General features: G+C 71.4%; 10 protein-coding genes and 1 pseudogene. 9 read left to right on the top strand and 2 right to left on the bottom strand.

Annotated elements, in window-relative coordinates:
- Nucleotides 1-124: 124 nt before the first annotated feature.
- The 6 genes from ACWY4P_RS12765 (at nt 125) to ACWY4P_RS12740 (ending at nt 6,137) form a co-directional block, all read left to right on the top strand.
- On the top strand, nt 125-844 hold the full coding sequence (locus ACWY4P_RS12765) for a GntR family transcriptional regulator (RefSeq protein WP_456212904.1): 720 nt from the start codon (nt 125-127) through the stop codon (nt 842-844).
- 174 nt (nt 845-1,018) lie between these two features.
- Nucleotides 1,019-2,008, top strand: coding sequence for a sugar ABC transporter substrate-binding protein (locus ACWY4P_RS12760; protein ID WP_456210654.1), 990 nt, complete (start codon nt 1,019-1,021; stop codon nt 2,006-2,008).
- Complete coding sequence (locus ACWY4P_RS12755) at nt 2,005-3,048, top strand: ABC transporter permease (RefSeq protein WP_456210653.1); 1,044 nt, start codon at nt 2,005-2,007, stop codon at nt 3,046-3,048. The genes ACWY4P_RS12760 and ACWY4P_RS12755 overlap by 4 nt, the downstream gene beginning before the upstream one ends.
- The gene (locus ACWY4P_RS12750) at nt 3,045-3,869 is read left to right on the top strand and encodes an ATP-binding cassette domain-containing protein (protein WP_456210652.1); all 825 of its coding nucleotides are present in this window, start codon (nt 3,045-3,047) and stop codon (nt 3,867-3,869) included. The genes ACWY4P_RS12755 and ACWY4P_RS12750 overlap by 4 nt, the downstream gene beginning before the upstream one ends.
- A gap of 451 nt (nt 3,870-4,320) precedes the next feature.
- Nucleotides 4,321-5,469 carry an ROK family glucokinase gene (locus ACWY4P_RS12745; protein WP_456210651.1) on the top strand — a complete coding sequence of 383 codons (1,149 nt, stop codon included), beginning with the start codon at nt 4,321-4,323 and terminating at the stop codon, nt 5,467-5,469.
- On the top strand, nt 5,466-6,137 hold the full coding sequence (locus ACWY4P_RS12740) for a hypothetical protein (RefSeq protein WP_456210650.1): 672 nt from the start codon (nt 5,466-5,468) through the stop codon (nt 6,135-6,137). The genes ACWY4P_RS12745 and ACWY4P_RS12740 overlap by 4 nt, the downstream gene beginning before the upstream one ends.
- 389 nt (nt 6,138-6,526) lie before the next feature.
- Here the strand turns inward: ACWY4P_RS12740 and ACWY4P_RS12735 are convergent, their stop codons facing one another.
- On the bottom strand, nt 6,527-7,003 hold the full coding sequence (locus ACWY4P_RS12735; RefSeq protein WP_456210649.1) for a hypothetical protein: 477 nt from the start codon (nt 7,001-7,003) through the stop codon (nt 6,527-6,529).
- Here ACWY4P_RS12735 and ACWY4P_RS12730 point away from each other — a divergent pair.
- Complete coding sequence (locus ACWY4P_RS12730; RefSeq protein ID WP_456210648.1) at nt 6,996-7,382, top strand: phosphate-starvation-inducible PsiE family protein; 387 nt, start codon at nt 6,996-6,998, stop codon at nt 7,380-7,382. The two genes, ACWY4P_RS12735 and ACWY4P_RS12730, sit on opposite strands and share 8 nt — an antisense overlap.
- Here the strand turns inward: ACWY4P_RS12730 and ACWY4P_RS12725 are convergent.
- A complete protein-coding gene (locus ACWY4P_RS12725; RefSeq protein ID WP_456210647.1) occupies nt 7,356-9,533 on the bottom strand; it encodes an FUSC family protein in 2,178 nt (725 codons plus the stop codon). The genes ACWY4P_RS12730 and ACWY4P_RS12725 overlap by 27 nt on opposite strands.
- A 162-nt stretch (nt 9,534-9,695) precedes the next feature.
- Between ACWY4P_RS12725 and ACWY4P_RS12720 the strand changes: the two genes are divergently transcribed.
- Both ACWY4P_RS12720 and ACWY4P_RS12715 read left to right on the top strand, forming a co-directional pair.
- On the top strand, nt 9,696-10,679 hold the full coding sequence (locus tag ACWY4P_RS12720) for a DUF1931 family protein (protein ID WP_456210646.1): 984 nt from the start codon (nt 9,696-9,698) through the stop codon (nt 10,677-10,679).
- 39 nt (nt 10,680-10,718) lie between these two features.
- Nucleotides 10,719-10,877: pseudogene (locus ACWY4P_RS12715) on the top strand (ISNCY family transposase); the annotation flags it as partial.
- Between the last annotated feature and the right edge of the window lie 22 nt (nt 10,878-10,899).

Genomic DNA, 10,899 nt, shown 5'->3' with positions numbered 1-10,899 from the left:
GTGCGTAGTTTGTCCGGACAACAGAACTTCACGACTTCCCGTCATGTGCGCATCCGGCTACGCTCGCCCCGTGGCAAAGCAGGAAGAAGGCTCTTCTGGCTCAGCGGAGGCGCTGCAGTTCAGCGTGGACCGCAGCAGCCCCGTCCCGCTGTACTTCCAGCTGTCCCAGCAGCTCGAAGCGGCGATCGAGCAGGGCCGGCTGGCCCCCGGCAGCCTGCTCGGCAACGAGATAGAGCTGGCCGGACGGATGGGCCTGTCCCGTCCCACCGTCCGCCAGGCCATCCAGTCGCTGGTCGACAAGGGGCTGCTGGTGCGCCGCCGCGGCGTCGGCACCCAGGTGGTGCACAGCCAGGTCAAGCGCCCGCTCGAGCTGAGCAGCCTCTACGACGACCTGGAGACCGCGGGCCAGCGCCCCGCCACCCACGTGCTGCGCAACACCACCGAGGCCGCGACCGCCGAGGTCGCCGCGGCCCTCGGGGTCGCCGAGGGCACCGAGGTCGTGCTGATCGAGCGGCTGCGCCTGGCCCACGGCGAGCCCATGGCCCATCTGTGCAACCACCTCCCGGCGGGCCTGCTGAAGCTGGACAGCGCCGAGCTGGCGGAGACCGGGCTGTACCGCCTGATGCGCGCGGCCGGGATCACCCTGCACAGCGCCCGCCAGACGGTCGGCGCCCGCGCCGCCACCGCCGAGGAGGGCGAGCAGCTCGGCGAGCCGGAAGGCGCGCCGCTTCTCACCATGGAGCGGACGGCCTTCGACGACACCGGCCGGGCCGTCGAATTCGGCTCGCACACCTACCGGGCCTCGCGCTACTCCTTCGAGTTCCAGCTGCTCGTACGCCCCTGAGCCGCTGAAGACTCCCCGGATCTCCGCCGTACACCCCCTGGACCCCAGCCGTGCACCGTGACGGATACTTGGGCGGCGTCCCGGCCGCTCAGGCATGCCCGGACGCCGCCAAAACGGGACGTCTTCGAGAAGGGCTGGGTCTTCGTGGCCAGGGTTGGGACAGGGGCACGTGCGTTGACCGCTGCCGTGCTTGCGGCGGTGCTGGGGTTCGCCTCGGCGGGATGCAGCAGTACGGGCGGCAAGCGCGCCGAGGAGCGGGCCGAGAGGGCGGCGAACGCTTCCGGGCGGGCGGCGGTGAACACCCCGAGGATGACCTTCGCCATGGTCACCCACTCCGGTGACGGCGACACCTTCTGGGACATCGTCCAGAGCGGGGCCGAGCAGGCCGCCGTCAAGGACAACGTGAAGTTCCTCTACGCCCACCACGAGGAGGGCAAGGACCAGGCCCAGCTCGTCCAGTCCTACATCGACCAGAAGGTCGACGGGCTGATCGTCACCCTCGCCAAGCCCGACGCCATGAAGGCCGTGGTCAAGAAGGCCGAGAAGGCGGGCATACCGGTCATCACCGTCAACTCCGGGTCGGCGGAGTCCAAGGACTTCGGGGCGCTCAGCCACATCGGCCAGGACGAGACCATCGCGGGCGAGGCGGTCGGCGAGGAGCTCAACAAGCGGGGCCGCAAGAAGGCCCTGTGCGTGCTCCACGAGCAGGGCAACGTCGGCCACGAGCAGCGCTGCGACGGAGTCGAGAAGACCTTCGACGGCAAGATGGACCGGGTCTACGTCGAGGGCACCAACATGCCCGACGTCGAGTCCACCATCGAGGCCAAGCTCCAGTCCGACAAGGGCATCGACACCGTGGTGACGCTCGGCGCGCCCTTCGCGGCCACGGCCGCCAAGGCGGCGGAGCAGTCCGGCAGCAAGGCGGAGATCGACACCTTCGACCTCAACGCCAAGGTCGCCGAGTCGCTCCAGGACGGCACCCTCGGCTTCGCCGTCGACCAGCAGCCGTATCTCCAGGGCTACGAGGCCGTGGACCTGCTGTGGCTCTACCACTACAACGCCGATGTCCTCGGCGGCGGCCAGCCGGTCCTCACCGGCCCCCAGATCATCACCAAGGACGACGCCGCCGAGCTGGCCAAGTACGCCAAGCGGGGGACCCGATGAGCGCGGAAGCGCCGCCCCTGACCAAGGACGAGCGCCTGGTCCGCCGCTCGCTGCCGCGCCGCCTGGCCGGCCGCCCCGAGCTCGGCGCGATCGTCGGCGCGATCGCCGTCTTCGTCTTCTTCTCGGTCGTCGCCGACAGCTTTCTGCAGTGGTCGAGCTTCAGCACGGTGCTGTACGCCTCCTCCACCATCGGGATCATGGCGACGCCGGTCGCGCTGCTGATGATCGGCGGCGAGTTCGACCTGTCGACCGGGGTGATGGTCACCTCCTCCGCGCTGGTCTCGTCGATGTTCTCGTACCAGATGACGGCGAACGTCTGGGTCGGCATCGGGGTGTCCCTGCTGGCCACCCTCGCCATCGGGTTCTTCAACGGCTTTCTGCTGGTGCGCACCGGGCTGCCGAGCTTCATCATCACGCTCGGCACCTTCCTGATCCTCCAGGGCTGCAACCTCGGCTTCACCAAGCTGATCAGCGAGACGGTCTCCACGAAGAGCATCGCCGACATGGAGGGCTTCCCCGCCGCCCAGGACGTCTTCGCCTCCCACCTGACCATCGGGGACGTCGATCTACAGGTCACCGTCCTGTGGTGGCTCGGGCTGGTCGCGCTCGCCACCTGGATCCTGCTGCGCACCCGCGCGGGCAACTGGATCTTCGCGGTGGGCGGCGGCAAGGAGGCGGCCCGCGCGGTCGGCGTGCCCGTGGACCGCACCAAGATCGGGCTGTACATGGGCGTCGCCTTCGCGGCCTGGATCTCCGGGCAGCACCTGCTGTTCAACTACGACGTCGTCCAGTCCGGCGAGGGCGTCGGCAACGAGTTCCTCTACATCATCGCGGCCGTCATCGGCGGCTGTCTGCTGACCGGCGGCTACGGCTCGGCGATCGGCGCCGCCGTCGGCGCGTTCATCTTCGGCATGGCGAACAAGGGCATCGTGTACGCGCAGTGGAGCGCGGACTGGTTCAAGTTCTTCCTCGGCGCGATGCTGCTGCTCGCCACGATGCTCAACTGGTGGGTCCGCAAGCGGGCGGAGGCCAGCAAATGACCACGACAGACACCCCTGCCCGGACGCCGCTGATCGAGCTGCGCGAGGTCAGCAAGCGGTACGGCAACGTCAAGGCGCTACAGGGCGTCTCCCTCGAAGTGCACGCCGGGGAGATCACCTGTGTCCTCGGCGACAACGGCGCGGGCAAGTCCACCCTCATCAAGATCGTGGCCGGGCTGCACCAGCACGACGCGGGCAGCCTCACGATCGAGGGCGAGGAGGCCCGGCTCGGCTCGCCGCGCGAGGCCCTGGACCGCGGCATCGCCACGGTCTACCAGGACCTCGCCGTGGTGCCGCTGATGCCGGTGTGGCGGAACTTCTTCCTCGGCTCCGAGCCCCGGAAGGGCCGCGGGCCCCTCAAGCGGCTCGACGTGGAGACGATGCGCACCACCACGCGGTCGGCGCTGCTGCGCATGGGCATCGACCTGCGCGACGTCGACCAGCCCATCGGCACTCTCTCCGGCGGCGAGCGGCAGTGTGTGGCCATCGCCCGCGCCGTCCACTTCGGCGCCAAGGTCCTGGTCCTGGACGAGCCGACGGCGGCGCTGGGCGTCAAGCAGTCCGGGGTGGTGCTCAAGTACGTCGCGGCCGCCCGTGACGCGGGCCTCGGTGTGGTTCTGATCACCCACAACCCGCACCACGCCTACCTCGTCGGCGACCGCTTCGTCCTCCTCAAGCGCGGCACGATGGCCGGCAGCCACCTCAAGCCGGAGATCGCGCTCGACGAGCTCACCCGCCAGATGGCGGGCGGCAGCGAACTGGAACAGCTCAGCCACGAGCTCGCCCGCCCGCCGGAGAAGGACGCGGCGAGCAAGATCTGAGAACGCGCGGGGTACGCCGGGCGCGTATGGCCCTGTCTCCCCGATCTCCGCGGGCCCGCGACGCCTGGCACGCACGCTCGCTGCGTTGTCGGGCTCGCCCGAGTAGGCCCACTACGAGGGCGACCCTCCGCCTTGCGATCGCACGCACCAGACGCCGCGGGCTGATCCGCCGAGATCGGGGAGACAGGGCCATGGCGCGATCACCCGCCTTGGGGCGGGGCTCGCCATGCGGCGCCCGGCGCGGGTGAGGCACAATCGCACGGCGGGCCCCACCCGCCACGACCGTGTAAGCCGAGGCCCCGGCCTCCCGAGACCCCCGCAGGGACGACGAACTCTTGCGAGCACGCACCCGCAGCGACCGCACCCCCCACGTCTGCGCCGCCGCCTCGGCGGGCCCGTCCGGCCCGGCCCGGGTGGCCGTCGGCCCTGGCCTCGGCAAAGGGGTGAGCCGATGAGCCTGTACCGCGAAAGAGTGCACCGGGGGTCGGCCCGGGCGACCGTGCTGCGCACCGTCGGCACCCGCGAGCGCCGCTCGCACCTCACCGCGCCCCGGGTCCCCACCGTCGGCATCGACATCGGCGGCACCAAGGTGATGGCCGGGGTCGTCGACGCCGACGGCAACATCCTGGAGAAGCTGCGCACCGAGACGCCCGACAAGTCCAAGAGCCCCAGGGTTGTCGAGGACACCATCACCGAGCTGGTGCTCGACCTCTCCGACCGGCACGACGTGCACGCGGTCGGCATCGGCGCCGCGGGCTGGGTCGACGCCGACCGCAACCGTGTCCTGTTCGCGCCGCACCTGTCCTGGCGCAACGAGCCGCTGCGCGACCGCCTCGCCGAGCGGCTGGCGGTGCCGGTGATGGTCGACAACGACGCCAACGCCGCCGCGTGGGCCGAGTGGCGCTTCGGCGCGGGGCGCGGCGAGGACCACCTCGTCATGATCACCCTCGGCACCGGTATCGGCGGCGCCATCCTGGAGGACGGCCAGGTCAAGCGTGGCAAGTACGGGGTCGCGGGCGAGTTCGGCCATATGCAGGTGGTGCCCGCCGGCCACCGCTGCCCCTGCGGCAACCGCGGCTGCTGGGAGCAGTACAGCTCCGGAAACGCGCTGGTCAGGGAGGCGCGTGAGCTGGCCGCGGCCGAGTCCCCGGTCGCGTACGGGATCATCGACCGGGTCGGCGGCAACATCGGCGAGATCACCGGGCCGCTGATCACCGAGCTGGCCCGCGAGGGCGACGCCATGTGCATCGAGCTGTTGCAGGACATCGGCCAGTGGCTCGGCGTCGGCATCGCCAATCTGGCGGCGGCTCTGGACCCCTCCTGCTTTGTCATCGGCGGCGGCGTCAGCGCGGCCGACGATCTGCTGATCGGCCCGGCCCGGGACGCGTTCCGGCGCAACCTGACCGGCCGCGGCTACCGGCCGGAGGCCCGTATCGTCAAGGCTCAGCTGGGCCCCGAGGCGGGCATGGTCGGCGCCGCCGACCTGGCCCGGCTGGTCGCCCGCCGGTTCCGCCGCGCCAACCGGCGCCGCGTGGAGCGCTACGAGCGCGCCGGGGCCACCCCGTGGCTGGCGTCGCGCGGTCAGACGGGGCGACAGTGACCGCCGCCGAGCAGCGCCCCGCCGCGCCCGCAGCCCCCGCCAACGGCACCTCCGCCGTCTCGGCCACTTCCGCCGTCTCGGCCAACGGTGCCTCGCCGCCGGGCCGGGGGGCCGCCGGGGCCGCCGGGGCCGCCGGGGAGCGGCCCGGAGGCGGTGGCCGCCGGTCGCGCCGCTGGCTCAAGGCGGTGGTGGTCTTCCTGCTGATCACGATCCCGGCGGGCTATATGGTCATCTCCGCCCTCCAGAGCCGCAACAGCGGCGAGGACAAGCAGGAGAACGCCTCGGCGACCGGCCTCACCGCGGGCTGGCCGAGCAAGGTCCAGCGGCGCATCTACGACGTGTGGATCCCGGGCTACTCCGACGACGTGGCGTACTACGAGACCAACTCCTGGAAGACCAGCTCGCTGTACGTGCAGTTCGTCACGTCCGTGCAGGGCCTGGACCGGTTCCTGGTCGGGCTCGGTACCGACCGCGCCGAGCTGAGGGAGGGCAGGATCACCATCGAGGCCGACGACGCGAAGAAGGTCGGCTGGCGGGTCGGCGGCGACGAGGACTGGGCCGGGATGGTGCTGAAACAGAAGGAACCCCAGCCGGAGTTGGACATCACCGTCGATTTCGACAACCGGCGCCACCCCAAGGTGTACGTCGTCTCCACCGTCACGCCCTAGGCGCCACCTGGGCGGATGCCCCGGCGGGCCGTCCGGGGCGACCGGTTCTGCGGCCGTCCGGGCGCCCGGAAGACCGGTAGGACAGGGCCTGATCCCCGCGTCCAGGTGGTCTAGGGCAGGAGCGTTTTCGCAGGTCAGGTCCTTGTGGTCCAAGTGCGTCGACGCTGTTGGTGAGACGCGTGTGATAGCAGGTGAGAGGTGAGGAGCCCCCGTCGGCTGATGCCGACGGGGGCTCTGCGTGTGGTGGGTTGCGACGGTGTGCCGTGATCGGCGGGCGTAGTGGCTTCGGCTTTCCGTCGCGCTGCGCCGTTTCGACGAGGCGAGAATGCTCGACTGCTCACGGCCCCTGGGCCTCGTGAGGTGAAGCCGGTGGCCCCCATCACGCGTCGCTACTGGTGCCGTCCGCCGCTCCACCAGCGGCGCCGCTGAGCGGTCGGCGGTTGCGGCGGGTTCACTGGCGTCGCCGACTGTGCGATCGCGGCCGCGTCGCCGAGCACGGCCGTGCGGATCGCCGTCCAGTCCGCGGCACGCCACCAGTTGAACAGCTCCACCGTGCTGATGACCGTCACAGGCAGCGACTCCAGCGAGGCGACGAACTCGGGCCGCGCGTAAACCGCCGCCGTCCTCTCCGACGGGTGCAGCTTGTGCTGATGGTTGACGATCAGTACGCCCTCGGAGACCGGTTTGTCGGGACGCAGCTGCGGCCAGGTCTCCAGATGCCGCTGGAGATGCCCGACGAGATGCTCCTGCGCGGGACCGGAGGCGCCCTTGACCTCGGCCAGGCGCGATGCCACGCCGTCGGCGCCGACGAGCAGGTCGGCGGACTTCGTCCCGCCGAGCTCCTCGTCCAGGTCCACGGTGTGCATCCCCGCCGCGGTCAGCCGCGAGGAGACGGTCGTTCTCTCCGCCCTGGACAACGGCCTTGTGCTGTTCATCGTGGCCGAGCTGCTCCACACCGTCCGCCTCACCATCAGGAACCAGACCCTCGACGCCGAGCCGTTCCTCGTCGTCGGCCTGATTGCCGGCATCCGCAAGGTGCTCATCGTGACGGCCGAAACGGAGAAGTCCTTCCGGCGGAACGTCGAGGGGATCGAACTGCTCATCCTGGCGGGGCTGATCCTCGTGATGGCGACAGCGACGTACGTGTGGCGGCGCTCGACGCGGCCGGGAGACTACTTCCCGCTCCAGGAGGCGCGGCGCTCCCCGTCGCCGGCGCCGTCACCCACCCCGGGGCGCGGGTCCTGATCCGTCACCTTCCGCCGCCGCGGCCGCCCGCACCCGCTGCTCCTCGCGAGCGGAGCCGACGTCCCGTTCCAGGGGTGTGCGGCTCACGGCCGTCGCAAGGTCCTCCAAGGCTTGCTTCTGCAGTTCCGCCCCGCGCCGCACCATCGGGCTCCGGTCCCCGGCGGCGGAGCCCTCCCACGCGTGGAGCGCCTCCTCCACGCGCCCCCAGTCCGGATTCCTGTGCTCGCGCACGTCGACTGCCGCCTGCGCGGTGTCCGCCTCCAGGGCCTCGGCGAACCGCTCCGCCTCGGGGACGAAACGGCTGTCGGCCCGCGGGACGTGGCTCTCCATGAGCATCGCCGCCCGGCCGAACCCCTTGAGCGCCTCCTGCGCCTCCTCCGCCTCGCGCGACGTCAGACCCCTGGGGCGGACCGGTTCCTGCCTTGCCCGGTCGTATGCCTCCTGCCAGGCGGCACGTGCCTCCCTGCTCGCCAGCAGTGCCCTGCGCATGTCGGCGCGATGCTCCCGGGTCGGTTCGGCGTAGCTGCGGAGCACCGCGGCCGCATAGCGGCCGTTGGCGGCGAGCCAGTCCGCAAGCCGGCCCGCCAGCCGGGGCGTCTCCCATGCGGGGAACACCACGTACGCCAGCATTGCCAGGGCCCCGCCGAGCAGGGTGAGCACCACCCGCTCCGGGACCGTCTGCTCCCACGCCTGGCCGCCCATGCCGAGCAGGAAGACGACGTACGCGGCAGTGAAGCACTGGGAGTAGGCGTAGCCGGTACGGATCAGCGTGTACGACAGGCCCGCCGAGACCACCGCCAGCGCGCCGAACACATGGGCGTCCGGGCCCAGGGCCCGCACCATCACGGTGGCGAGCGCGACCCCCGCCAGGGTCCCGGCGAGACGGGCCACCGCGCGCGCGTACGTCCGGTGGAAGTCCGGCCGCATCACCATCACCGAGGTGATGGGCGCCCAGTAGCCGTGGCCCAGGGGGAGCCGGGCGGCGATCAGATAGCCGAGCGTGGCCACCGCCGCCAGGCGGACGGCGTGCCGGAACACGGGCGAGTCCCGGCGGAGCTCACGGCGGACCGCCCGGACGACGACCGGGACCAGCCGGAACATAGTCGGGCGCACCAGGAACTGGGCGCCCGCGGGGCCGGGCGGCCTGTGCGTCCTCCCGCGCGCGCCGCCGCTCCCGGCGATCTCCAACGCCTCGCCGAGCAGTTCCTCGAGCCGCTCGGCGGCCCGCCTCGCGGGGCCCTCCAGCACCTCGTGGTCCTCGTCGACGCGCAGGACGTCCGTGCTCCCGGGCGGCACCTCGGCGGGAGTGCCGCGGCGGATCGAACGGGCGGCCGCATCCAGGACGTCGGCGGCCGCGTCGAGCAACTCCCGCGCGCGGTCCCGCCCGGGTCCCTCCGCCGGGGCGCCGACGTCCGGGTCGGCGAGCGCGGCGACGACCGGCCGCATGCGCTCGGCTAGTCCCCGGGGGCCGTGCAGGACGGGGGGACGGGTGCGGGCCTGTGATGGCGTCACGGCGGCCGCGTCCCGGGCCGTCATCAACGGCTCCGGGTCGAACGGGGCGGTCGGGTCGTGCCGCAGCCGGCGGGCGTAGTCCGCCACGGCGGCCAGGGCGTCGGCGAGCGCGTCACGATGCGCCCCCCAACGGCGGATCGGGAACAGCAAGATCAGCACGGCCTGCGCCACGCCTCCGAGCGCGATGACCCCGGCGTGCTCCAGGGCTCGCCCGACGCTCGTGGGCAGGGTGATGGTCACCAGCATGCTGCCGACGGTCGTCGCTGCGACGATCCCAGCGGTCGATCCGACGGCCCACGCCATCCCCGCCACAAAGGCCCATACGGCCAGCAGTGGGAGGAACGTCACGAGTCGCCCCGCCGCCAGGTAGCCCACGAAGGTGCTGAGCGCCAAACCCGCGCCCGCGCCGAGCGCGATCACCTTGCGTGGACGCCAGGTGCGCTGGAAGGTGGCCCCACCCGCGGAGTAGGCACCGAGGGCGGCGGACGCGGCATACGCAGGGGAGACCAGCCACAGCGCCGGCCCGATGACGATCGCCACCCCAGCGGCCGTGCGCAGCGCGAGCAGAGGCTCCAGCCGCGTCTCCTCGATCGTGAGCCCGGATCGCACGACCTCCCCGAAGGTCCGCAGCCACCTCACCCATGTGAGCCTAGCCGGAACGCCCTGCCGGGGCGCGTCGGCCGCGCGACCCCGGGCCGACCTACACCCACAAACCGGCACCCTCGCGTACAGGGCAATCGATGACCACACCCCCAGCGTCGCCACCTGTCCTACCGGGACAACACCCGCCCCCTCATCGCCATGATCGGCCCGCCGGAGCACATCGCGCTGCTGTCGTTGCCCATGCTTAGCCTGATGCGCGCCGCCCAACGGCTGAGGGGAGCGGCCCTCGGCGTGATCGGAGCGCTGATCCCGGAGTCCGGCAACGCCCTGCCACCCGGGAGGATCCAGTACACCAGCGAGGCACCGCACGTCCGCGGGCGGTTGCGGCTGCTAGGCAGGCTGGTCCGCGTCAACCGGCCCTGGCTGCTGTTCACCGGCCTCTCCCGAGCGCTCCCCGGCATGTTCGCCACCGCGGCGTTCGGCCTCATGAGCATCGACATCTGGAGGGTCACCCTTTACGTGGGGCCGCTCCGCGACGCGGTGTTCACCCTGCTGTCGATCCGCACGCCCGTCCGACTACCCGGGCAGTCGGACACCTGGGCCTGGCAGGGCAATACAGGGAGGCTAATTGGGCCCGACATGCGCATGCGTTCCCGCGCCCCGTCGGCCAGGCTGAATGGGAAGCCCAGGGGCCGGGAGCCACCCCGGCGCCCGCAGCCGGAGGTTGCCGTCATGACCGTGATGTCCATCGCCAGGTTCGAAAGGTTCTTCCGCGTGGCCGCGGGGCTGGACGTCGACAAGAACGATCTCAAGCGCTACAGCGACTTCATCGACGCCAAGCTCTACGATCTGCTGACCGTCGCCCAGGCCACTGCCAAGGCCAACGGGCGCGACATCATCCGGACCTGTGACCTACCGATCACGAAAGGCCTGCAGGAGAGCATTCACCACTTCCGGAAGATCGACCAGGAAGTAGAACTCAAGCCGATCCTGGAACAGCTCGCCACCCACCCCGCTCTGGACCGCACGCCCGACGAGGAGACCGAGGCGGCCTATCCGGACATCATCGGCGGACTCAGCCTGGCCCTTGCCCAGAGCTTCAAGATCCTCCACCCCGACCTGAAGAACCCCCAGACTCAGCACTGGGACGAGGCCCGAGCCGTCTTCGACCTCCTGCTGTGAGTGGCGACCGGACCAAGAGCGGTCGTGACCTCCGCCAGCGAGCCGGCCGAGACCGCGGCGGGTACCCGCCGGCTGCTGGAGCAGACCGCTGTGCGGCTTGCGGGGATCCGCACGATCCCCGACCGGTTGGTGTCGTAAGCCGATCCCGAAGCCCGACCAATCCGCAAGGGCAAGCCCCAGCACCCCAGGCTGATCGGCCCATATCTCGGGTGTCGGAGAG

The sequence above is a fragment of the Streptomyces sp. LZ34 genome (assembly GCF_053890475.1).
This window is presented reverse-complemented; position numbering and strand designations above follow the sequence as displayed.

Excerpts from the sequence above, each read along its gene's own strand:
- ACWY4P_RS12720 (WP_456210646.1), top strand. The coding sequence starts at position 9,696 with ATGATCGGCCCGCCGGAGCACATCGCGCTGCTGTCGTTGCCCATGCTT.
- ACWY4P_RS12745 (WP_456210651.1), top strand. The coding sequence starts at position 4,321 with ATGAGCCTGTACCGCGAAAGAGTGCACCGGGGGTCGGCCCGGGCGACC.
- ACWY4P_RS12750 (WP_456210652.1), top strand. The coding sequence starts at position 3,045 with ATGACCACGACAGACACCCCTGCCCGGACGCCGCTGATCGAGCTGCGC.
- ACWY4P_RS12755 (WP_456210653.1), top strand. The coding sequence starts at position 2,005 with ATGAGCGCGGAAGCGCCGCCCCTGACCAAGGACGAGCGCCTGGTCCGC.
- ACWY4P_RS12735 (WP_456210649.1), bottom strand. The coding sequence starts at position 7,003 with ATGCACACCGTGGACCTGGACGAGGAGCTCGGCGGGACGAAGTCCGCC.